The sequence below is a fragment of the Dietzia maris genome (genome assembly GCF_036287335.1).
Lineage (GTDB): Bacteria > Actinomycetota > Actinomycetes > Mycobacteriales > Mycobacteriaceae > Dietzia > Dietzia cinnamea.
Window position 1 is genome coordinate 51,984 of record NZ_CP143053.1, and the last position, 23,990, is coordinate 75,973.

The 23,990-nt window shown below is 67.5% G+C and carries 18 protein-coding genes; 15 read left to right on the plus strand and 3 right to left on the minus strand.

Annotation, left to right across the window (positions count from 1 at the left end):
* Positions 1–39: 39 nt before the first annotated feature.
* Positions 40–1,062, minus strand: coding sequence for an EcsC family protein (locus VYL96_RS00235; RefSeq protein WP_165928462.1), 1,023 nt, complete (start codon positions 1,060–1,062; stop codon positions 40–42).
* Between the two features lie 160 nt (positions 1,063–1,222).
* Here VYL96_RS00235 and VYL96_RS00240 point away from each other — a divergent pair, with 160 nt between their 5' ends.
* Positions 1,223–1,963, plus strand: a complete 741-nt coding sequence (locus tag VYL96_RS00240; RefSeq protein ID WP_165928461.1) for a hypothetical protein — start codon at positions 1,223–1,225, stop codon at positions 1,961–1,963.
* Between the two features lie 85 nt (positions 1,964–2,048).
* Here the strand turns inward: VYL96_RS00240 and VYL96_RS00245 are convergent, their stop codons facing one another.
* A complete protein-coding gene (locus VYL96_RS00245; RefSeq protein WP_329438400.1) occupies positions 2,049–3,449 on the minus strand; it encodes an IS1380 family transposase in 1,401 nt (466 codons plus the stop codon).
* Between the two features lie 396 nt (positions 3,450–3,845).
* Here VYL96_RS00245 and VYL96_RS00250 point away from each other — a divergent pair, with 396 nt between their 5' ends.
* From VYL96_RS00250 to VYL96_RS00285, 8 genes are all read left to right on the plus strand, one after another.
* Entirely contained in the window at positions 3,846–4,865 is a 1,020-nt protein-coding gene (locus VYL96_RS00250) for a phospholipase D-like domain-containing protein (protein ID WP_329440319.1), read from the plus strand.
* Positions 4,866–5,063: 198 nt separating this feature from the next.
* Positions 5,064–6,464: an IS1380 family transposase gene (locus VYL96_RS00255; protein ID WP_039867814.1), complete on the plus strand. Its 1,401-nt coding sequence runs from the start codon at positions 5,064–5,066 to the stop codon at positions 6,462–6,464.
* Positions 6,465–8,441: 1,977 nt separating this feature from the next.
* Positions 8,442–8,957: a site-specific integrase gene (locus VYL96_RS00260; protein WP_131886381.1), complete on the plus strand. Its 516-nt coding sequence runs from the start codon at positions 8,442–8,444 to the stop codon at positions 8,955–8,957.
* Positions 8,954–10,018 carry a hypothetical protein gene (locus VYL96_RS00265; protein ID WP_131886382.1) on the plus strand — a complete coding sequence of 355 codons (1,065 nt, stop codon included), beginning with the start codon at positions 8,954–8,956 and terminating at the stop codon, positions 10,016–10,018. The genes VYL96_RS00260 and VYL96_RS00265 overlap by 4 nt, the downstream gene beginning before the upstream one ends.
* Positions 10,015–10,215, plus strand: coding sequence for a hypothetical protein (locus VYL96_RS00270; protein ID WP_131886383.1), 201 nt, complete (start codon positions 10,015–10,017; stop codon positions 10,213–10,215). Before VYL96_RS00265 ends, VYL96_RS00270 begins: the two co-directional genes overlap by 4 nt.
* A 771-nt stretch (positions 10,216–10,986) precedes the next feature.
* The gene (locus tag VYL96_RS00275) at positions 10,987–12,573 is read left to right on the plus strand and encodes a Re/Si-specific NAD(P)(+) transhydrogenase subunit alpha (protein WP_131886384.1); all 1,587 of its coding nucleotides are present in this window, start codon (positions 10,987–10,989) and stop codon (positions 12,571–12,573) included.
* Positions 12,574–12,577: 4 nt separating this feature from the next.
* The gene (pntB, locus tag VYL96_RS00280; RefSeq protein WP_131886385.1) at positions 12,578–13,999 is read left to right on the plus strand and encodes a Re/Si-specific NAD(P)(+) transhydrogenase subunit beta; all 1,422 of its coding nucleotides are present in this window, start codon (positions 12,578–12,580) and stop codon (positions 13,997–13,999) included.
* 216 nt (positions 14,000–14,215) lie between these two features.
* Entirely contained in the window at positions 14,216–15,688 is a 1,473-nt protein-coding gene (locus VYL96_RS00285; protein WP_131886386.1) for an NAD-dependent succinate-semialdehyde dehydrogenase, read from the plus strand.
* An 81-nt stretch (positions 15,689–15,769) separates the two neighbouring features.
* Here VYL96_RS00285 and VYL96_RS00290 read toward each other — a convergent pair whose 3' ends face one another.
* Positions 15,770–17,119, minus strand: coding sequence for an ammonium transporter (locus VYL96_RS00290; RefSeq protein WP_236885327.1), 1,350 nt, complete (start codon positions 17,117–17,119; stop codon positions 15,770–15,772).
* 258 nt (positions 17,120–17,377) lie between these two features.
* Here VYL96_RS00290 and glnT point away from each other — a divergent pair, with 258 nt between their 5' ends.
* The 6 genes from glnT to VYL96_RS00320 all read left to right on the plus strand — a co-directional run bounded on the left by glnT (position 17,378) and on the right by VYL96_RS00320 (position 23,990).
* The gene (glnT, locus tag VYL96_RS00295) at positions 17,378–18,790 is read left to right on the plus strand and encodes a type III glutamate--ammonia ligase (protein WP_131886387.1); all 1,413 of its coding nucleotides are present in this window, start codon (positions 17,378–17,380) and stop codon (positions 18,788–18,790) included.
* A 34-nt stretch (positions 18,791–18,824) separates the two neighbouring features.
* On the plus strand, positions 18,825–19,721 hold the full coding sequence (locus tag VYL96_RS00300) for a class II glutamine amidotransferase domain-containing protein (RefSeq protein WP_131886388.1): 897 nt from the start codon (positions 18,825–18,827) through the stop codon (positions 19,719–19,721).
* Between the two features lie 37 nt (positions 19,722–19,758).
* Positions 19,759–20,508: a protein glxC gene (locus VYL96_RS00305; protein ID WP_131886389.1), complete on the plus strand. Its 750-nt coding sequence runs from the start codon at positions 19,759–19,761 to the stop codon at positions 20,506–20,508.
* Positions 20,509–20,539: 31 nt separating this feature from the next.
* Complete coding sequence (locus tag VYL96_RS00310; RefSeq protein WP_131886390.1) at positions 20,540–21,913, plus strand: FMN-binding glutamate synthase family protein; 1,374 nt, start codon at positions 20,540–20,542, stop codon at positions 21,911–21,913.
* Positions 21,914–21,934: 21 nt separating this feature from the next.
* Complete coding sequence (locus tag VYL96_RS00315; RefSeq protein ID WP_131886401.1) at positions 21,935–22,591, plus strand: helix-turn-helix domain-containing protein; 657 nt, start codon at positions 21,935–21,937, stop codon at positions 22,589–22,591.
* 127 nt (positions 22,592–22,718) lie between these two features.
* Positions 22,719–23,990, plus strand: coding sequence for an allantoate amidohydrolase (locus tag VYL96_RS00320; RefSeq protein WP_131886391.1), 1,272 nt, complete (start codon positions 22,719–22,721; stop codon positions 23,988–23,990).

Genomic DNA, 23,990 nt, shown 5'->3' on the forward strand with positions numbered 1-23,990 from the left:
GACCAGATCGGTGGGCCCTACTTCAGCCCGTATGGGTGCTCATAAGAGTTCCGCTTCGACGATCTCGTCGATCATCGGAAGGTCCCTCGTCCGCTTGTCGACATCCTCGGGGGTAACGTCAGGACGCCAGGACTCTGGATCCAGCCCGTACTTCTCAGTCAGGAAACGCAATCGGTAGACTGTATGAGCCCGCGTGACGGTATCGCTGGCCATTTTTGCGTTAAGGCCACCGTTGATAGCGACACCAACTACGGGAATGACCTGCGCGAGTTTCTTGTGTGTCAGTTTCTGTCCTAGAGCTTTGAATACGATGTCTACCACTCTGACGAGATGGTTCGAAGACAGTTGCGTCCAAGTGGCCCTTCGCATCATTTGCTGGGTCAATCGGGAAAGCGCGGCCATCGTAACTGCTTTCTCGGACGCGTTTCCGGCAGTGGAATACGCGAGAACACCCGAGGCGAATACCGCTTCCTCTGGAAGCCGAACGTCATAACCGTAGTTCGCCGCGACCGACGCGATGATGCGTCCCATTCCAGTGAGGACAGTGAGGGAGTCGACCGCGATCGCTCCGGCCGCCACACCCACTCCCACGCCTCCGGACACTGTCGAACTGACAGTTAAACCAGTGACCGCGAGAGATGAAGCGCTGCCTTCGATCGCGCCAGCGGCGACATATTTCTGCTTCTTCGTTGATCCCACTGTGTCGCAGATTTTAAGATCGAGCGTGCGGATGTCGTCGAGGGACTCGACGCTATAGCCAGCCTTGGTGAATCGCTTGATGACCGTTGCCGCATTCACAGAATTCAATCCGAAGTCGACCGTCATTAGGTGAAGGCCTGACATCGCCTTGTCGAGGGCGAATTTCATAGCGTCTGCGGTCTCAACCGCCCCGGGAAGCTTCTTCCCAGCTTCAATCGCAGTAGCGGACGTTTCCGTGACGCGTGCCCGAACCTGCGACAAGCGCTTAGCGACAGCAGTCGGTTCTCGTGTGCTGTTCACGCGGTTGGTGAGGCTCTCCCACGCCCGTAGGTCGTAGGGAGACATGTGCAGTTCGGTGGTCACAGTTCTGAAGGGTAGCGGAGACGCGACTAGCGGTATTCGTTCAGTCTCGTGCAGTCCGGTGTTGTACTGTCCTGCCCTTCGGCAACTCTCGAGGGGGACCATGGTTACTGGGAGTGATGACGAGGAACGGCTGCACCTGGGCACTGCCAGTCCTTGGCGTGTGGTGCTGGCCGAGATGGCTGGCCGAGATGCGGGGCCAGGTCTGAGCAGCACATGGGACCTCCCCAATGACGCGAGACCTGGGGATACGGTTCTGCATCTGGTCGAGACGCCGCGGTTGGCGATTATCCAGTGGGATTGGATTGAAGAATCCGTCGCGGGGGCTGGGGATATCGACTTCGAGAGCATTCGATTCTTTTCCCGTGGTCTGTCTGTGGCCGCGGTGCAGCGCCGGCTCGGCTTCTCGTTGCCGCCAGCGCCGGCGACGATCGATGCGTCCGTGATGTCACAGGTGATCAATGCGGTGCAAGCTGAGGACGACTCGCCTACCCCCTGGCGGGAGCTTTTTGACTGCGAGGCAGAACGGGAGCGGTTCGCCCATGTTCAACCGCCGGTAGATCCCCAGTGCCCAAGCTGCGAAAGGAGTCCGGTAGCTCTCGAACGCCATGTCCTCGACGCGGAGAATGATCGAGACCGTTTCGGTAACGGACCCGTGTTCGTGTGTCGTGTCTGCCACGACCGTATGCACGCGCCGATACCGGTGGACTTCGCCGATCTGGTGGGGCAAACCCGGCCACCATGCCCGGAATGTTCGGCTCGTCGCACCCTTCGGGTGGCCTGGGGGTTTCCGGCATTGCCGCTGGTGCCCGGGTACTCCTACCCCGGGTGTCTTGTCGAGGAGTTGACCCCCCTGATTCATGGGGTGTGGGAGATTCGGTTCTCTACGGATGTTGTGCTCTGATCGGCGTGTAGGCGTGCGGGAGCACCGGCTGGCGCTGCCGGTGGGCGGGTCTCCGGGTGGTGCTGTCGTGGGCGGGCGGGTGGGGTCAGGCGGGTTTGGGGATCGCTGCGATCGTGTGGAACACGGCGTCGATGGCGACGGCCCACGGCCAGGTCTCAGGGATTTTTACGCGTCGTCGTCGGCTGCTGCGGGTCAGCAGGGCCGCGACGTGCAGGAAGCGGTAGCGCATTGCTTTGGGCTCACACGCAGCGAGGATGGCGGCGTCGCCGGTGCAGGCCAGCATCCGGGTCCACGCGATGAGGTCGGCGGCGATCATGACCGTCACCAGCCAGGCCTGATTGAGGGCGAACTCGCGTGAGGGCAGTCGGCCGAGTCCGGTGTCTTTGGCGTGGCGGATCCGGTCCTCAACCCGGGCGTGCGCCCGGTGCCGTGCTTCGAGGAACTGCAGTTGCCCGGTACGGGTGTTGGTGACAAAGGCCTGGTAGCGCCACCCGTCGAGTTCCTCGAACATCGACAACTGGGCGCCCGGGTGGGGCCGCTCACGGCGGACGATCACCCGCATCTCGTCGGGCCACTTGGCGAGCATCCGCGGGGAGAGGAACCCGGTCAGTTCGGCGACCTCGGCCCCGTCGCGGATGTCCCCGTTGGGGTTGAGCGCTGGTCCCCACGCGGCTTCGGGGCAGGTCGCGATGGCTCGGCGCATCGGGCTGGTGATGGCGAATCCGACCGAGTACTCCATCCGCCGGCCTCGGACGCGGTTCTGGTCGGTGATCCAGTCCAACAGGTCGTGGGAGGCGCCGGCACCGTCGGAGCGGATCAGCACATCACGCCGGTGAGCGGCGGGGATCTGGGCGATCGCCTGGCCCAGGACGTCGATGTGGTCTGAGGCGGTGTTCGACCCGGCGTTGCCCGGCCGCAGGCTCGCGGCGAGGAACTCTTCTGTGTTGTCGCACCACACGCCGATCGGGTGGTAGCCGAACGTGCGCTTATAGGTTGGCGCGGTCTGTTCTTTCTCGCTGTGGGTGACCACGATGGTGGCATCCACATCAAGCACGACTGTGTCCCCCAGATCCCGGCCCGCGCACTTAGAGGCGGGCACCCCGCCGGGCAGGTGGGACCACACATGCCGACGGGCACGAGGCCGCGCGACCTGGATTTTCTTGCGTTTACCGGCGGTGACCTCATCCAGGGTGCGCCACACCGTCGGGGACGAGGCGACCGGCCCGAGAACTGTGGATTGGTGGCGCAGGACGCGGATATCGGCAATGTTCGTGCCGCCACCGGTGAGCATCACCGCGACATCGGTCAACACCCGTCCACGGTCATGGATCGGGATGGATCGGCGCTGCGCCATGGCCTTGGACAGCTCGGCGGTCAGCCCGACGCGGTCAGCCAGAAGGCGTGGCGCGATCGTCCCGGCGTGAGAAATCACCCCGACATCATCGACGGAGAACGACAGACCAGACGACCACGAAGTACGCTTCACCTACCGAGTGCTTTCTGCTTGAGAACCTGGAGCTCTAGACAAGTCCCAGTTTCCCCTGTTCAGGAAGCACTTCGGTCTATTTATGCCCGGAAATTCGCAGATCCCCATGAAACACCGGGGTTGACGCCAGAATACGAGTGTCCTGAATGCGATCTGACCTGGACGGAAGACGACACCCGATACCCGCCGGTGACTGATTCGAGCCATTCCGGTCAGGTTCGTGCACGCATCGCCCCGCCGGAACCTCACCCGGAAGCCGAAGAACGGGAACTGCGATATCCCGGACGGCTCGTATTCGGAAGTTACATGCCGGTCAAAACACCGGCGTGTACCGGACCCGCCTGGGGGCGAGGTGGGCGGGATTTCCTCAATGGAAACGACGGACGCTTGTACGACGTGGATCCGAGAACTATCCGAACGATTGAGCCGTCGACCACTACGTTTGACGACATGACCTACACGCGCGTTGTTCACGACGCCGGAGCGGAACTGTTCGCTGCTCTGGCCACCGTGTCCGGCACAGTGACACTGACCAGCCCGTTCCTAACGTTCCCCATCGCGCAGCGACTCGCCGAGCTTGCAGCCGAGTCGGATGATGACTGGTACCTGCTGACCCAACTCGAACCTTCTTCAGTCGCCAACAAGGTCCTCACGGTGCCTGGCCTACGCGAGCTCCTCCGGGCGGGCGTGTATATCCGGCACTGCGCCAGCCTGCACGCCAAGGCCTACGTGGTGGGTTCCTCGTTCGGCATGGTGGGCTCCGCCAACCTCACGGGGGCTGGACTTCACGAGTCGAACCCGCCCAACGACGAGTTGTCGGTCATTCTTCCGCCGACTGAAGTCACTCGACTGCAGGAAGTGCTCGACGACTGGTGGGAGAAGGGCTGGGACGTCGACGACACCGACCTCGACGAACTCAAAGCGCGAGCCGCACGACTTCCACAGGCATCTCGGGTGCCCCCTACCGGCGGCACGGGCACGGAACCGGACGCACTAGCCCAGCTGCTCGAGGATGCCGGCGGTGGGGTCTCACTGTGGATGAAGCCGCACTACGGCGACACCGATCCGGTGAGGTGGTCGCAGGAGGGATGGATCTCCTCCAGCTCGAAAGGGCGCCCCTCGTTCGCGCCCGGTGACCTGGTGGTCCTCTACTCGGTGGGGAACGGATTCCATGGCGTGGTGGAGATCCTCAGCGAGCCCCGGTATGACCCAGACTTCGTCTCACGCCACCATGGTGAGGGTGAAAAGTGGCCCTGGGTCAACCGGGTAGCTCCGCGCCTAATTCCGGACCCCGCCATCGCGGTGGCGGTTGCGGCGCTCGGCATCAGCCCCCACGGCCTTCAAGGTCACAAGAGGCTCGACCTAGAGCAATTCACCGCGGCAGTACGCGCGCTCGCCCCCAGCCCTGCCGGGTGATGGTCGTTGGTCAGGTGAGTAGTTGGAGGTTTTGGGCCACCGGATATTGCGTCCGGGGGCCAGCAGTATTGCCGTTAGCCCCGGTAGTTCACGGGGATCTGCGGATCGCTGGGTGAAAATAGACCGAAGTGCTTCCTGAACAGGGGAAACTGGGACTTGTCTAAGGTTCCTGATCCTCAAGCAGAAAGCACTCGGTAGGTGAAGCGTACTTCGTGGTCGTCTGGTCTGTCGTTCTCCGTCGAGGATGTCGGGGTGATTGCTCATGCCGGGGTCATCGCGCCGCGTCTTCTGGCTGATCGCGTCGGCCTGACCGCCGAGCTGTCGGGGGCCATGGCGCAGCGCCGATCCATCCCGATCCATGACCGTGGCAGGGTGTTGACCGATGTCGCGGTGATGCTCACAGGTGGCGGCACGTCCATCGCCGACATCCGCGTCCTGCGCCACCAATCCACTGTCCTGGGTCCGGTCGCCTCCTCTCCGACGGTGTGGCGCGCCCTGGACGAGGTCACCGCTGGTAAACGCAAAAAGATCCAGGTCGCGCGGGCCCGTACGCGGCGGCATGTGTGGTCCCAGCTGCCCGGCGGGGTGCCGGCCTCCAAGTGCGCGGGCCGGGATCTGGGGGACACGGTCGTGCTCGATGTGGACGCCACCATCGTGGTCACCCACAGCGAGAAAGAACAGAGCGCGCCGACCTACAAGCGCACCTTCGGCTACCACCCGATCGGCGTGTGGTGCGACAACACAGAAGAGTTCCTCGCTGCGAGCTTGCGGCCGGGCAACGCGGGGTCGAACACCGCGGCCGACCACATCGACGTCCTGGGGCAAGCCATCGCCCAGATTCCCGCCGCCCATCGGCGTGATGTGCTGATCCGATCCGACGGCGCCGGCGCCTCCCATGACCTGTTGGAGTGGATCTCCGAGCAGAATCGGATCCGTGGTCGGCGGGTGGAGTACTCGGTCGGCTTCTCGATCACCGCCGGAATCCGCCGGGCCATCGCGATCGCCCCCGACACCGCGTGGGGGCCAGCGGTGAATCAAGACGGCGACCTGAGGCCGGGCGCGGAGATCGCCGAGCTGACTGGACTGCTGCCGCCCAGGATGCTCGCCAAGTGGCCCGACGGGATGCGGGTCATCGTCCGCCGTGAGCGGCCCCACCCCGGCGCCCAGTTGTCGATGTTCGAGGAACTCGACGGGTGGCGCTACCAGGCGTTCGTCACCAACACCGCCACCGGTCAACTGCAGTTCCTCGAGGCCAGGCATCGGGCGCACGCCCGGGTGGAGGACCGGATCCGCCACGCCAAAGACACCGGCCTGGGCCGTCTGCCCTCGCGAGAGTTCGCTCTCAACCAGGCATGGCTGGTGGCGGTGATGATCGCCGCCGACCTCGTCGCCTGGACCCGGATGCTGGCCTGCACCGGCGCCGCCACCATCCTCGCAGCGTGCGAGCCCAAAGCGATGCGCTACCGCTTCCTCCACGTCGCCGCCCTACTGACCCGCAGCAGCCGACGTAGACGGGTCAAAATCCCCGAGACCTGGCCCTGGGCCACCGCCATCGAAGCGGTGTTCCACACGATCGCCGCGATCCCCAAACCGGCCTGACCCCACCTGCCCACCCACGACAGCACCACCCGGAGACCCGCCCACCGGCAGCGCCAGCCGGCGCCCAAACACGTCTACACGACCCGCCGGACACAACATCCGTAGAAACCCGACTCCATCACGCCCCATGAATCAGCGGGGTTAGGGGCCGGTGATCGCGCCTGTCGGGGCCACCCGATGACCTTGACTTCCGGTAGCTCGCCTTGCTTCCCATTCGGTGGGCGGCTCCGGTGACCGTCACGCAGCGCCGGCGGGTGTTGTGGGAACGACTCGTGGACATTCCCCCACAAGGACACGGCGGCGCACTGGGTGGCGTGCTCGGCATACCGAGGATTGCGCGCGGCCCCAACCCTGGCAAGCTATCGTCGCAGCTGTTGCACGCGCGGTGGGCCGCGCGCTGGTGCACACCCCGGCGTGGAACATGCTGGAAGAACACCTCTGCACATCACCCAACTCTTCGGTCGCATCGGCGGCTTCCGTCACCGCCGCGTGGCGATGGCGACACTCGCCCCAGCGAGGCAGTGGTGAAGGTGGCTCCCAAGCGCACCACTACTGGCCCCCGAGCGCAATATCCGCGCTACCGGCACCTGGCTCCCGGAGGCAATGCCGGTAGTCGCCAATGAGACGAATATTCACTCCGGCCGGGCTGTTGTCAGTCAGTCATCGCCGCCGCCGTACCAGTCGAGTAGCCATCTGAGGTGCGTCGACTGCCCTTTAAGTTCTCGTGCGATTTTCCCCTGGGGAGGCTGCCCGCTGAGCTGGGATTGCACGTGGGTGAGGTCGAGCTTGAGTGCGCGCCTAGTGCGGTTGAACTCGGTCCTGCACCGGTCGGAACAAAACCTCGCCGGTGCGCCTCGAGATGTCTCGTCGTAGCTGACGAGAGAAGCACACGTGGGATTGCGACAGGGGCTGGCGGTCGGGTACTTGGCGCGACTGGCCCGAAGGTCAGCGACAGAATCGCCTCGCGCCGGCTGAATAGCAGGCATTTGAAGTCCTTGCGTGACTGAGAATCGCCTCAGTCTTGGGGTTGCGAGATTCCGATAAGACCAGAATACCTGCTAGATGCGGCAGATGTTCGCGGGCCACGGTCCGTGTTGAGCATTAATTCGTGTCTCTCCTGCGTGTCGATCTGACGTTGGAAAGTGTCAGTCCTACGGTCGGTCTATCAGTGACCTACGACACGGTGCGTGAGCGCCGGGAGGGAGCGGCACCAGGAGATTGCACGCAGAGAGCGCCGGGGCGCGTGGTACCCCGAGCGGCCCGTAGGGCAACACGGACGCATGCAAATCGCAGAAGCCGGGAGCTGCAACTCCCGGCCTCCGGACGCGATGCGAGTGCACCGCTTTCAGTTCATGACTCCCTTGAGAGGAGCTACGTCTATGTTGGCGTACGCAGAATTCGCAGTCAATGTTCGCTCCCGGCGTGTCGCCGCTACGCAGGGGGTCCGGTCCCATGGGTAGGTGGCCTCGTCAATCGACGACCGGGGTAGTTTCCGCGACAGGGTCCGCTTTCGTCAGTCAGCTCGACGTCGCCGCCGATTCACCTCACGCGACCCAGGACAGGCGGACGCGGCTTGGTCGGGCCGCAGTGCAAGTCGAGGGACCGTGGGCGGTGGAGGCTCGCAAGCACGCACTGCGGCTTCGACTGGCAGCACCCCCACCGCTGATGGACCGCAATGACGTGACGGCGTTGGGCGAGTTGGCCCGGTACTTGGCCTCATGGGCCGACGGGCGCGGATATATCGACCCCGAGGCTGCATTGCGCGCCGCGGAGGTCAATCGCTGGGCGGCACGAGAGATCGCGGCCGGCAGCCCAGCTGGGAGCATCCGCAGTCGGCGCGGTCGTCTCGTTGAGGCTGCCCGGCAGCTGCACCCTCGTGAGTTCGGGCCCCCGCGGGGTCCGGGCCCGGTACCGCGACAATCACGATTCTCCCCTCTGACAGAAGCTGACCTCGCGGCAGCACGGCACGTTCTGTCCGTGGCCCCAGACGGGATTAGGACCAAGGCTCAGCTGTGCATCGCGTTCGGCCTGGCGGTGGGAGGGCGAGAGAGCGAACTGCGCGCACTGCGAGGGTGCGACGTCTATGGCGAGACGGTCGACGGCGAGGAACGCATCGTCGTCAGGCTAGTCAATCGCGAGGGCCGGGAGCGGATCGTCCCGGCCTTGGACCCTGATGCCGGTGAGTACTTGTCCGCCCGTGCCCAGGCAGTCGGGAGTGGTCTGCTGATCGGCTCCCCTGACAAGAACGCGCTAAACCGAGCCCAGGAGCACATGCGCAAGCGAGGCGTCAATATCCAATTCTCGGTTCGCGCCCTTCGCTACCTCTGGCTGCTGCGCTTAGCAGAGCTCGCTCTTCCCCTGGCGGTGTCGCTACGGATGGCCGACACATGGAACACCGAAGTGTTCATCGATATCGAATGCTCGCTTCGTGCTTACAGCATTGCAGACACCCTCCGCCTGATTGATCACGCCAAGCAGGGAGATCCGAAATGACGAACGGGAAAGAAGCCGACACCGGTCGCTATCGCAACAGCAGTGTCAGCGCAGCAGTTGATCTCGTATCTCGGTCTAACGCAGTGGGGATGATCACCGCCTGGCAGCGAGAAGACGGGATCGCGCAAAGACCGGCTATTCGCCACCCGCAATTCACCCTCCAAGCCGTCCTGGTCGCAATGGTCCTGATTCCAGAGATCGGGGTGACCACGACCGTGCGGGAGATCCTCCGAACCATCTATTCACTGACCGACCTCCAGTTGAGCATGGTCGGGATGGCGATCAACAGTGAAGCCCGCGCGGCGTTCGATGACGATCCGAAGAATCGGGAAGAAGCCAGGTTTCGGGCCTGGCTACACGCGCAAGTGACCTGTATCGACTCGTTCTGGGACCTGCCTGCACGGACTATGAGCAACGGCGACTTTGCTACCGCGCTCGCAGCCCGGACCCCAGATGAGCGCGCATTGGCGAGCAGACGCAACCTCCGTGCGGGTGAGCTCGTCAACAGCCTGATTGCAGCATCGATCGACTGGCCTGGATTGGCGAGGTGGCGCGGTGACATGGTTGCCGACGAGACGATCCTTGACCTTGCCGCTGTAGGAGAAGGAATGGGATCGAAGCCCGACAAGATCAAGTCGGCCGTTTCCCGCGCACGCTTCTACATCCGCCAGGACAATAACGAAGTTCGCGGCGACGGTGCCTCGGCTACGCGAACCCGAAAAATGGCCTTCGGCATCGGGGTGACCGCGGTGATGGCGATTGGGCCCATCCGCGCACCGGGGGCCGTACCCCGCACCATCCTGGCGGTGGAAGTCGGCGGGCCCACATCAGGAGACGCAGCCGCATTAATGCGATGCCTTGAGCGAATCGATGGCTGGCCGCAAACGCCGAAGCCCAGATCGCGCCAGAGAAATCGACTTCTGGGAGTCGACATGGGCTATCGCGCTAAGCCCGAATTGGCGCACTTCCTCTTGACCCGCCGGATCGATCGCATCCATCGCTACCCGAAGTCAGACAAGCACGCAGGTCGCCGCACCACCTTCATCCTCCCCCTTGCGTGACCGGGCTGAAACGCACCAACGTCGGACCACGCAGAGAACCCCTGCTCATGCTGCAGATCGGCATCGCCATCGCAGTCAGCAACCTCAAGCTTCAGCGGAACTTCAAACCCGACCACACGGACGTGATCGAACGGAACTTCAAGCTGACAGACCGCGCCCTCGGACGGAAGGCCACGCGCAAACCATATCGATCCTGACCTGACCTACCCCCTCAGCCGGCTGGACCCCGACCGTCAAACGACGGCCGGGGCCCAGCCGCGTCCGTCACAGTCGATCCAAGCGGTACTTTCCGGGCATCCTCGGCAGCTCACGCCTACGGCGCGATCTCGGCCGGTGTGCAACAGCGCCGACAGAATCGGCGTTGACTGTCGGATGTGGCGGAAGATCGCGACTCAGGGCACAAAGCTGCAGATCAGGTCTCGTAACCACGTGGAGTGATCCTTGCGGAACTTTCGGGCAAACCTTGCGGTTTCGCCGCGTGAAAACCACCCCAGTACTCGACGTTTCAACTCCTCACAGCAGACAACACCCCGGGCCGTCGATCAGACGGCCCGGGGTGTTGTCGTATGTGCGGGCGTTTTTCCGCCGGAGCCGGCGCGCGGACCGCAGCCTATGTCATCCGTCACAAGGCCGACCAAAACGCGAAATCCCGATGGTTCAGCGCGCAGAGTGTCCCGTAGGCTCTCCCGAAAGTTCTCGGGAGACGTGGCGCCACCCTTGCCCACCCCGGAGGACGACGCCTCATCGGCGGACGAAGCCGGGGAGACCATCCCATCCCGAGTTGCTTCGTGAGCTCTGATCGCGGATCGGTGACTGGAGCGCACCCCGGTAGAACACGTTCCGGGGCCTGTGGACAATGAGTAGAACACCGACACGAGAAAACGACGGAGCCGACGCGTACGCGTCGGCTCGCTCACAACGCCCAAAAAGGATGCCCGATGGCCTCGAGCCTTGAAGAGATCCCTGATATGACCCCGGAGACTGATGTCCGGGAAACCGCAGACGCCCCTTCGGTGATCGGCGTGGTCGCCGAATCCAATCCGGCGGAGAACCGTGTGGCCGCGACGCCTGAGACGGTCGCGAAGTTGATCGGCCTGGGCTACCGGGTCGTGATCGAGCGGGGCGCCGGCACGCGCGCGGAGTTCGCCGACGCTGCGTACGCGGAGGCCGGCGCGGAATTGGTCGACGGCGATGCCGCCTGGTCGTCCGATGTGGTGATGAAGGTCGCCGTGCCGACCGAGTCCGAGGTGGGCCGGGTCCGGTCCGGGGCCACGCTGGTCAGCCTGCTCGCGCCGGCGCAGAACGAGCACCTGTTGACGGTGTTGGCCGAGCGCGGCGTGACCGCCCTGGCGATGGATGCCGTTCCGCGCATCTCCCGCGCGCAGTCGATGGACGTTCTGTCGTCCATGGCCAACATCGCCGGCTACCGAGCCGTGATCGAGGCCGCCCATCACTTCGGGCGGTTCTTCACCGGCCAGGTCACCGCGGCGGGCAAGGTGCCGCCGGCCAAGGTCCTCGTCGCCGGTGCCGGCGTGGCGGGTCTGGCCGCGATCGGTGCGGCCTCGAGCCTCGGCGCGATCGTGCGCGCGACCGACCCCCGGCCCGAGGTCGCCGACCAGGTCAAGTCCATCGGTGGCGAGTACCTGCCGGTCGAGGTTCCCGACGAGGAGAAGGTCGTCTCCACCGACGGTTACGCCAAGGCCACGAGTGAGGCCTACGACCGCGCGGCCGCCAAGCTCTACACCGATCAGGCCGCCGAGGTCGACATCATCATCACCACCGCGCTGATCCCGGGCCGGAAGGCGCCGCGGCTCATCACCGCCGCCGACATCGAGGCCATGAAGCGTGGCTCGGTCATCGTCGACATGGCCGCGGCCCAGGGCGGAAACGTCGAGGGCAGCGTCGCCGACCAGGTCGTGGTGACCGACAACGGTGTGACCATCATCGGTTACACAGATCTGGCCGGCCGTCTGCCCGCCCAGGCGTCGCAGCTGTACGGCACCAATCTGGTCAACTTCACCAAGCTGGTCACGCCGGGCAAGGACGGCCTGTGGTCGCTGGACATGGACGACGTCGTCCAGCGCGGTGTGACCGTCACCAAGGGTGGCGAGATCATGTGGCCCCCGCCGCCGGTGCAGGTCAGTGCGGCCCCGGCGGCACCGGCGGCCGCGGCGACGGCGGAGCCGGCCGAGGAGAAGAAGAAGCTCTCGCCGGCCGCGAAGTTGGGCATGATCGCCGTGGGTATGGCGCTGCTGCTGCTCCTCACGGCAGCCGCGCCGGGTGACATCGCCCGGCACATCACGGTGTTCGTGTTGGCGATCGTCATCGGTTACTACGTCATCGGCAACGTCCATCACGCACTGCACACACCGTTGATGTCGGTCACCAACGCGATCTCGGGTGTGATCGTCGTCGGCGCGCTGCTGCAGATTGGTATCGACAACACGCTGGGTCTGGTCCTGGCCGTGGTGGCGATCCTGCTCGCGTCCATCAACGTCTTCGGCGGCTTCGCCGTGACCCGTCGCATGCTCGCGATGTTCTCGAAGGGAGCCTGAGAAGATGTCGATCGACTCCGCCGCCAATGCGGCCTACCTGATCGCGGCGCTGCTGTTCATCCTGTCGCTGGCCGGACTGTCCAAACACGAGACCGCCCGCCGGGGACTGACCTTCGGTATCTCCGGCATGGCGCTGGCGCTCATCGCCACCATCGCGCTGGTCCTCGACCATCAGCCCCCGACCCTGGGGATCGTCCTCATGGTCGGCGCCGTGGCCATCGGTGCCGCCGTCGGGATCTGGCGGTCGCGCAGTGTGCAGATGACCGAGATGCCCGAGCTCATCGCGCTGCTGCACTCGTTCGTCGGTCTGGCCGCCGTCCTGGTGGGCTGGAACGGCTACCTCGAGCCCGACCTGCACGGTGAGCTCACCGGCTCGCTGCTGGGCATCCATCACGCCGAGGTGTTCATCGGCGTGTTCATCGGCGCCGTGACCTTCACCGGCTCGATCGTGGCCTACCTCAAGCTGTCGGCCAAGATGAAGTCCGCGCCGCTGGTCCTGCCGGGCAAGAACCTCATCAACCTCGGCATCCTCGTGGCGTTCGTCATCCTCACCGTGTGGTTCGTCATCAGCCCCGCCCTGTGGATGCTGATCGTCGTCACCGTCCTGGCCCTGGCGCTGGGCTGGCACCTGGTCGCCTCCATCGGCGGCGGCGACATGCCCGTGGTGGTGTCGATGCTCAACTCGTACTCAGGCTGGGCGGCCGCGGCGACCGGCTTCCTGCTGGGCAACGACCTGCTCATCGTCACCGGTGCGCTCGTCGGGTCCTCGGGCGCCTACCTGTCGTACATCATGTGCAAGGCCATGAACCGGTCGTTCTTCTCCGTCATCATGGGCGGCTTCGGCATCGAGGCCGCCTCCGGCGAGGGCAAGGACCACGGGGAGCACACCGAGATCGACGTGGCCGGTGCCGCGGAGATGCTCGCCGGCGCCTCTTCGGTGATCATCGCGCCCGGTTACGGCATGGCCGTGGCCCAGGCGCAGTACCCGGTCGCCGACCTGACCCGCACGCTTCGCGAGCGTGGTGTGGACGTGCGGTTCGCCGTTCACCCCGTCGCCGGCCGCCTGCCCGGGCACATGAACGTGCTGCTGGCCGAGGCCAAGGTGCCGTACGACATCGTGCTCGAGCTCGACGAGATCAACGATGACTTCGCCGACACCGACGTCGTCCTGGTGATCGGTGCCAACGACACCGTCAACCCGGACGCCGCGGAGGATCCGGGCAGCCCGATCGCCGGGATGCCCGTGCTCCACGTGTGGGAGGCCGAGAACGTCATCGTGTTCAAGCGGTCCATGGCCGCCGGATACGCCGGCGTGCAGAACCCGCTGTTCTTCCGCGAGAACACCCAGATGCTGTTCGGCGACGCCAAGGACCGCGTCGGCGACATCCTGTCCGCGGTCAAGGACCAGCAGGGCGCGGGCGTCTGACGGGTGCCGGCCCGGCCACCCACGGTGGCCGGCCCGCCCCCCGAATCCGCTACTGTCCCTCCGGATTCGCTACCCCTGTCGGAGTAGCGAATTCCGAGGGGGAGTAGCGGATTTTCGGTGTTGAGGGGGGTCGAGAGGACCGTGGCCCGGTGGGCGGCCGGGTCGGCCCCTGGCCGAATCGCCTCGCAGGGCGGGCGAGTGTCGTAGAAGTGGGGCATGAGCTCTGCGCCCCACGACGACCGCACCGAGACGGTGTACCCCGACACCCGCCTGTTCATCGACGACCAGTGGATCGACTCCGCCGACGGTCGCACCATCGACGTGCTCAACCCGGCCGACGGACAGGTCATCGGCACGGTCGCCCACGCCTCCGTCGCCGACCTCGATAGTGCACTCGCCGCCGCCGACCGCGGCTTCCGGATCTGGCGCGACACCACCCCGGCGAAGCGGAGCACGATCATGCGCGCCGCCGCGCAGCTGCTGCGCGACCGGGTCGAGACGATCGCGCACCATCTGACCCTGGAACAGGGCAAGCCGCTCCGCGAGTCCGAGGGGGAGATCCTCGCGGCCGCCGACATCATCGACTGGTTCGCCGACGAGGGCCTGCGCGTGTACGGGCGGCTCGTGCCCCACCGCACCGACATCACGATCCGCCAGATGGTCCTCAAGGACCCGGTGGGCCCGGTGGCGGCGTTCACGCCATGGAACTTCCCCGTCAACCAGGTGGTCCGCAAGATCGCGGCCGGCCTGGCGGCGGGGTGCTCACTGATCGTCAAGGCACCGGAGGAGACGCCGGCCAGTCCTGCCGAGCTCATCCGGGCGTTCGCCGACGCCGGCCTGCCGGCCGGCGTGCTGGGGCTGGTCTACGGCGACCCCGCCGAGATCTCCGGCTACCTCATCCCGCACCCCGTGATCCGGAAAGTCACCTTCACCGGATCCACCGCCGTCGGCAAGCAGTTGGCGGCGCTGGCCGGGCAACACATGAAGCGCAGTTCCATGGAGCTCGGTGGCCACGCCCCGGTGATCATGTGCGACGATGCCGACCTCGAACTCGTGCTCAGGACGATGGGGCCGATGACGTTCCGCAACGCCGGCCAGGTGTGTATCTCCCCGACCCGGTTCCTCGTGCAGAACGGTGTCCGCGACGAGTTCGCCCGCGCGCTGGTCGGCCACGCCGAGAGCATCCGTGTGGGCAGCGGGCTGGAGGACGGCACGACCATGGGTCCGCTGGCCAACGACCGTCGGCTCGCGGCGATGGGCGAGTTCCACACCGACGCCCTGGACCGCGGCGCGCAGGTGCTCACCGGCGGCCACCGGATCGGCGAGGCGGGCAACTACTGGGCGCCCACGGTGTTCGACGAGGTGCCGACCGACGCCCGGCTCTTCAACGACGAGCCGTTCGGCCCGGTGGCGGCGATCCGCGGCTTCGATCAGCTCGACGAGGCGATCGCCGAGGCCAACCGCCTGCCGTACGGCCTGGCCGGCTACGCGTTCACCGGCTCGCTGGCGAACGCGGACCTGCTGACCCGGCGGGTCGAGGTGGGGATGCTGTGGGTCAACATGCCGTCCATGCCCTCCGCCGAGCTGCCCTTCGGCGGGATCAAGGAATCGGGTTACGGCTCCGAGGGCGGACCCGAGGCCATGGAGTGCTACCTCAACACTCGGACGGTCGCGATCCGCAACGTCTAGCCGGGCGATCGGGGCCGCGCTGCCGGCGTGGATCACAGCGTCAGCGCGGCCCCCGGGGCGACGGATCGCGCGAGGTGCCCCCTACGTGCCAGCCGGCGCGGCCGGGACCGTGGGCGCCGGTGACCCGTTCACTGGCCCCGACGACCCGGTCGGCTCGACCCGGGTGCCGAGTCCGTCCTGGAAGTAGGCCATCTCGCGGTGGTACGCCGTGTCGAGACCTTCGAGCTCGTCCTCCTCGGTGACGCGTAGCCCCATCGTCTTGTGCAGGACCAGCGCGATGAGCAGGGTCACGACGAACGAGTAGGTGACCACGGCGAGTGTGGCCAGGGCCTGGGCCCCGAGTTGGCCGAACCCGCCGCCGTACAGCAGCCCGGCCTCGCCGACGGGCGAGGCCGGATCAGCGAGCACGCCGATGAGCAGTGTGCCGATCACGCCCGCGACGAGATGCAGACCGGCCACGTCGAGTGAGTCGTCGAAGCCGAGGCGGAACTTCAGTCCCACCGCGTAGTGGCACACCACGCCACAGATGAGCCCGATCGCGATGGCACCGAGCGGGCTCACCGACGACGCGGCCGGGGTGATGCCGACCATGCCGGCGACCAGGCCCGAGGCGACGCCCAGCGTCGTGGGGTGCTTCGCCCGGATCTGTTCGGTGATCATCCAGGCCAGCGCGCCGCACAGGGCGGCAACCACCGTGTTGAGGGCGGCCACACCCGCGGTGTTGCCGGCCGCGACCGCCGAGCCGGCGTTGAAGCCGATCCAGCCGGCGAACAGCAGCCCCGCGCCCAGGAAGGTCAGCGGCACGCTGTGGGGACGGCTCACGGTGGGGAACCCGGCGCGGCGCCCGAGAACGAGCACCAGCGCGAGAGTCGCCACGCCGGCGTTGATGTGGATCGCGGTACCGCCGGCCAGGTCGATGGCACCGAGGCCGTTGGCGATCCACCCGCCCACCACGGATCCGTCATCGGAGTCGAACGCGAACACCCAGTGCGCGACGGGGAAGAACACCAGCAGCGGCCACACCACCGCGAAGACCAGCCAGCTGGAGAACTTCATCCGGTCGGCGACACCACCCGCGACGAGGGCGACGGTGATGCCGGCGAACAGCAGCAGGAACCCGGCGAACAGTGCGGGCGGGAGACCGGGGGTCTCCGGCTCGGCCATGATGCCCTCCAGGCCGAGATATTCGAGCGGGTCGCCGAGGAGTCCCAGTCCGCCGACCGAATCGCCGAACGTGAGGGAGTAGCCCACCACGACCCACAGGACCGCCATCACGGCGACCGCGCCGATCGTCATCATCATCATGTTGAGCGTGCTGCGGATGCTGACCATGCCGCCGTAGAACAGGGCCAGACCGGGCACCATCAGCGCCACGGCGACCATGGCCGCGAGCACCCAGGCGGTGTCCGCCGCCGCGATGGCTACGTCCATCTGTCTCTCTTTTCTCTGCGGGCCACCCCGGGGACGGCCGTCGGGATAAACGAACGTTTCACAGTGTGATCCCGCGTCCCTCACCGTCGGGTGTCACGCTCGTTTCCATCCGGTTACCGAATGGGTCGTCTGACCAGCGGGGAGATCGGGAAGTCGGGCGGCTCCGGGATGGCGACGAGATGTAACACCGTCGAAACCAACTCGGCGTTTCATGTCAGTAGGTTATGGACACCAAAAAGAAACGCCCTGGGAGGACCAATGACCGTGACCGCAGACCCCGCCGTCGGGGCCGCCGCCAGTCCGAGCGACTCCGCCCCTCACCCGGCGGTTCCGGTGCCGGGCCCCGCCGCGAGCCCGGATCGCGGCCCACTCGCACGACTGGTGGCCGAGACGGGGACACGATTCGTCCTCGCCGTGTTCACCAACCTCCGCGGCAAACCCTGCGCCAAGCTCGTCCCCGCCGCCGCCGTCGATCAGCTCGAGGCCGGAGAGCTGGGGTTCGCCGGCTTCGCCGCCGATGCGATGGGCCAACAGCCCGGAGACCCCGACCTCGTCGTCGTCCCCGACCCCCGGTCCTTCACCTCCCTGGACTTCATCAAACCCGGCCTGGCCCTGGTGCACTGCGACCCCTGGGTGAACGGCGAGCCGTGGCGCTTCGCGCCGCGCGTCATCCTCGGCCGGACGCTCGCCGACGCCGCCACCGACGGCCTCGAACTCAAGGTGGGCGCGGAGGTCGAGTACTTCTTGGTCCGGAGGAACGCCGACGGCTCCCTGTGCACGGCCGACCCCAGGGACGACGAGTCCCACCCCTGCTACGACGCCCGCGGGGTGACCCGCATGTACGAGCACCTCGCCGGGGTCTCCGACGCCATGAACACCCTCGGGTGGGCCAACTACGCCAACGACCACGAGGACGGCAACGGGCAGTTCGAGCAGAACTTCGCCTACGACGAGGCGATGATCACCGCCGACCGGGTCATGACCCTGCGCTACATCATCTCGATGGTCGCCGAGCAGCGGGACATGATCGCCACCTTCATGCCCAAGCCGTTCTCCGACCGCACAGGCTCCGGGATGCACCTGCACATGTCGCTGTGGCGCGACGGCGACCCGGTCTTCCCCGCGGGCGACCGGGATCGATACGGCCTGGGGCTGTCGCCCACCGCGTACTCGTTCATCGCCGGCATCCTCGGGCACTCCACCGGGATGCACGCGGTCCTGTGCCCGACGATCAACTCCTACAAACGTATAGGCGCGCAGACGACCGCCTCTGGCGCCACGTGGTCACCGCGCGATGTGACCTACGGCGGCAACGACCGAACCCACTACCTACGGGTCCCGGACGGGAACCGTGTGGAGCTGCGCGGTGGTGACGGCTCGGCGAACCCGTACCTGGCGATCGCGGTGCAGTTGGCCGCCGGGCTGGACGGCGTTCGGCGCGAGCTCGACCCCGGGCCGCCGGCCACCCTCGCCGACGCCGCCCGCACTCTCCCGCCGACCCTCCTCCACGCTGTCGAGGAACTCAACCGCGATCGCGTGATCCGCGCCGCCCTCGACATCGGCGGCGACGGCGTGGCCGAGTACTACGCCGATCTCAAACGCGAGGAGTTCACCGCGTGGCACAACACCGTCACGCAGTGGGAGATCGACGAGTACCTCACCGCGCTCTGAGCGCCCCACCCACGACCCCTGAAGGAGAACACCCATGTGCGGAATCGTCGGACTCCACCTGCGCGACCCGGACCTCGAGCCGCGGTTGGGAGCCCTGCTCACGACCATGCTCGGCGAGATGACCGACCGGGGCTCGGACTCGGCCGGCGTCGCCGTCTACGGCAACACCGACTGGACCCCGCCCGGGTCGGCGACCGTCACCGTGCTGACCGACGGCGAGGACGCCACGACCCTGGCCTCCCGCGTCTCCGGCCTCCTCGGCGCCGAGGTCCACGGCCGGGAACTCGGCGCCACCACACTGCTGACCGCCCGCACCGACGCCGACGCCCTGGCCACCGCGGTCCGCACGGCCGCGCCGGAGGTCGTCCTGGTGGGCATGGGTACCGAGCTCGCCGTTCTCAAGGGCGTCGGACTGCCGATGGACCTCGCCGCGGGCTTCGGCCTGCCGAGCGCCTCCGGGTGGCAGGGCGTCGGGCACACGCGGATGGCCACCGAGTCCGCGGTCACCCCGGCCAGCTCCCACCCCTTCTCCGTGGGCCCGGACCAGTGCATCGTCCACAATGGTTCCTTCTCCAACCACGCCTCGGTGCGCCGCGAGATGGCCCGGCGCGGCGTCCACTGCGACACCCTCAACGACACGGAGGTCGCCGCCCGCTTCGTGGCCGAGCAGATAGCGGCCGGCGCGGGCATCGACGAGGCGCTGGAGGAGATGGCCGGCGTCCTCGACGGCTTCTACACCCTGCTGGTGTCCACGGCCGAGGAGTTCGCCGTGGTGCGCGACCCGATCGCCTGCAAGCCCGCGGTGATCGCCGAGACCGACCGGTACGTGGCCATGGCCTCGGAGTACCGCGCGATGGCGCACCTACCGGGGATCGCCGACGCGCACATCTACGAGCCCGAACCGGGTCGCGTCTACCACTGGCACCGCTGAACCCCGCCCCGCCCCCGCGCCTCAGAAAGGACACACGATGACCGTCACACCGCAGCAGGAACTCGCCCCGGAGTACAGGGCACCCGACCAGCGCGCCGCGTCCACCGAGCCGCGCGTGATCGACGTCCGCGAGGCCGGGCTGCGGGAGACCAACCGGACCCTTCAGGGCTCCGACGGCTCCGGCCGGTTCCTGCTCACCGATCCCCGGGGGGCGCACGCGCTCGCCGTTGGCCTGGCGCAGCCGGACGAGGTGGTGATCGACGGACCCACCGGCTACTACACCGCCGGGATGAACGACGGCGCCCACGTCACCGTCAACGGGAACGTGGGGGTCGGCGTCGCCGAGAACATGATGTCCGGGACGGTCCGGGTCAACGGCTCGGCCTCCCAGTCGGCCGGCGCGACCGCGCACGGCGGACTGCTGGTGATCAGCGGGGATGCCGGAGCACGGTGCGGCATCTCGATGAAGGGCGTCGACATCGTGGTGGGCGGCTCGATCGGCCACATGAGCTGCTTCATGGGCCAGGCCGGGCGCCTGGTGGTCCTGGGCGACGCCGGGGACGCCCTCGGTGACTCCCTCTACGAGGTCCACATCTACGTGCGCGGCCGCGTCGCCTCGCTGGGCGCCGACTGCGTGGAGAAGGAGATGCGGCCCGAGCACCACGCCGAGCTCGGTGAGCTCCTCGACCGGGCCGGGGTCACCGACGTGGCCACCGACGAGTTCCGGCGCTACGGGTCCGCGCGCACCCTCTACAACTTCGACGTCGACAACGCCTCGGCGTACTGACATCACTCCGCACCTACCGACAGGAGCCGACATGCCCTTCGACGGCCACACCCGCACCGAGCCGGTCACCTCCGTCCCGGCCGCCCCCGACCCGACGTTGCGGGAGTCCGCGACGTTCCCCCGCCCGGTCATCCGCGAGATCCAGCGCGCGGCCGCCACCGGGATCTACGACATCCGCGGCTGGGGCGCCAAACGCCCGCTCCCGCACTTCGACGACCTGCTCTTCCTGGGCGCCTCGATGTCCCGGTATCCGCTCGAGGGGTACCGCGAGCGCTGCGGCACGGACATCACCCTGGGCACCCGGTACGCGTCGAAGCCGCTGCACCTGGACATCCCCGTCACCATCGCGGGGATGAGCTTCGGCGCCCTGTCCGCGCAGGCCAAGGAGGCGCTGGGGCGGGGGGCCAGCGCGGCCGGGACGTCCACGACGACCGGCGACGGTGGGATGACCGCGGAGGAGCGGGGCCAGAGCTCGCAGCTCGTCTACCAGTACCTGCCGTCGCGGTACGGGATGAACCCGGTCGACCTGCGCAAGGCCGACGCGATCGAGGTGGTGCTGGGCCAGGGGGCCAAGCCCGGCGGCGGCGGCATGCTCCTGGGGCAGAAGATCTCGGATCGGGTGGCGCAGATGCGCACGCTGCCCATGGGCATCGACCAGCGCTCGGCGTGCCGGCATCCGGACTGGACGGGTCCCGACGACCTGGCCATCAAGATCCTCGAACTCCGGGAGATCACCGGCTGGGAGAAGCCGGTCTACGTCAAGGTCGGGGCCACCCGCACGTACTACGACGTCAAGCTCGCGGTGAAGGCCGGCGCCGACGTGGTGGTGGTGGACGGGATGCAGGGTGGGACGGCGGCCACGCAGGACGTGTTCATCGAGCACGTGGGCATCCCCACCCTCGCGGCGATCCCGCAGGCGGTGCAGGCGCTGCAGGAGATGGACATGCACCGGAAGGTGCAGCTCATCGTCTCCGGAGGCATCCGCTCGGGCGCCGATGTCGCCAAGGCCATGGCACTGGGCGCGGACGCGGTGGCCATCGGGACGGCGGCGCTCATCGCGCTGGGCGACAACGACCCGCGCTACGAGCAGGAGTACCGCGCCCTGGGGTCGGCGGCCGGCTTCTACGACGACTTCCAGGACGGTCGCGACCCGGCCGGCATCTCGACGCAGGATCCCGAGCTGGCGAGCAGGCTGGACCCGGAGGCCGCCGGCTGGCGCCTGGCCAACTACCTGCACGTGCTCACCATGGAGGCGCAGACCATCGCCCGGGCGTGCGGCAAGGCGCACCTGACCCACCTGGAGCCCGACGACCTGGTGGCGCTGACCCTCGAGGCCGCCGCGATGGCGCGGGTGCCGCTGGCCGGTACCGACTGGATCCCCGGACACGTGGGACGGGGCCTGTAGGTGACCGCTACCGTCGAGGCCATGGGGACCGACCCGGAGACCGCGCGCAGAATCGTCCATCAGGAGGCTCCGCGCGAGCTCCCGGTGGACGTGCCCACCGGCAACGACCTCGAGCGGATCATCGGTTTCCACGTCCGGAGGCTGCGTTCGGCCGAGGGGCTGGGCGTGGCGGAGATGGCGCAGAGGATCGGTATCTCCAAGGCGATGCTGTCCAAGATCGAGAACGCGCAGACGTCCTGTTCGCTGAGCATGCTGGCCAAGCTCGCCGCCGGTCTCGACGTCCCGGTGACCTCGCTGCTGCGTGGCGCGGACACCAGGCGGGACGCGGTGTTCACCGCCGACGGGCAGGGCGCCACGATCGTCGGACGGGGCACGTCGGTCGGGCACGTCTACGAGTTGCTGGGCGCGCTGCGCGGGCCCAACAAGCGCATCGAACCGGTCCTGGTGACGCTCACCGCCGAGTCGGAGACGCACCCGCGCTTCCAGCACCCGGGGACCGAGCTGCTCTACATGCTGGCCGGCGACATGATCTACCACCACGCCGAGGCGGAGTACCGCCTCCGGCCCGGGGACTCCCTGCTCCTCGACGGCGAGGGCGTCCACGGCCCGGTGGCGATGCTCGAGCTGCCCATCCGATTCCTCTCCGTGACCGCCTATCCGGACGGCGTCGAGGGCTGACAGCCGCGGCGTTCCCCGCGCTGGCCGCTCACCACCCGCCCCGGCGCCCGCCCGACCACATCCCATCCATTTCCCGCACGCGACCCTTCACCCGGTCGTGCGCCCCCACCTTTCCCGAGGAGCCCCCATGTCGGCACCCGTGGCCGCCACCGTCACCTCGCTGATGTCCGCGATCGCGGACGTCGGCACCGATCCCATCAGGGGCGGATACAGCCGCCCCGTCTACTCCACCGCCGAGTCGAGCCTGCGCGAGTGGTTCCTGTCCGAGGCCGCCGCCCGCGGTCTGTGCGCCGAGACGGACCGCAACGGCATCATCTGGGCCTGGTGGAACCCGGCCGACCATCCGCTGGAGGACGCCGTGGTCACCGGGAGTCACCTGGACTCGGTACCCGGGGGAGGGGCCTTCGACGGTCCCCTCGGCGTCGCGTCGGCGCTGGTCGCGGTGGACCGACTCGTGGCGCGGGGGGTGCGGCCGCGCCGGGCCCTGGCGCTGACCGTCTTCCCCGAGGAGGAGGGGTCGCGGTTCGGGCGGGCGTGCCTGGGGTCGTTGTTGCTGACGGGCGCGATGGATCCGGCCGTGGCGGCGGGACTGAGCGACGACGACGGGGTCACCTTCGCCGAGCTGTGCAGGAGCAACGGTCTCGAACCAGCGCACCTCGGCCGCGACGACGAGGCGCTGGGCCGCATCGGTCGCTTCGTGGAACTCCACGTGGAGCAGGGCCGCGGGCTCGTCGACCTCGACAGCCCCGTGGCGGTGGCCTCGTCGATCATCGGCCACGGGCGGTGGCGGCTGACGTTCACCGGCCAGGGCAACCATGCCGGCACCACGCTGCTCGCGGACCGGCGCGATCCCATGATCCCGGCGGCGCGGACGGTCCTCGACGTCCGGCGCATCGCGCACGTGCACCGGGGGGCGCGGGCCACGGTCGGCCGACTGGTGCCCACGCCGGGGGGCACCAACGTCATCGCCTCGCGCGTGGACCTGTGGCTGGACGTGCGCCATCCGGATGACGTGGTCACCGAGCGGATCGTGTACGAGATCTCCGAAGCGGCGGCGTCCGCCGCGCTACGGGAGGGGTGCGGTGTGTCGATGGTGGAGGAGTCGCTCAGCGCGTCGGTGGACTTCGATCCCGTGCTGCGCGACCGGCTCCGCGCCGGCCTGCCGGGCGTCCCGGTACTGCCGACGGGCGCCGGACATGATGCGGGCGTCCTCGCCGCGCACGTCCCCACCGCGATGCTCTTCGTCCGCAACCCCTCCGGCGTCTCCCACTCGCCGGACGAGTACGTCGAGGACGCCGACGCCGAGTGCGGCGCCGAGGCTCTGGCCGACGTCCTGGCGGACCTGCTCACCACCGACACCCTCGGCACCGACACCCTCACAACCGAAGCGAAGGAGTGA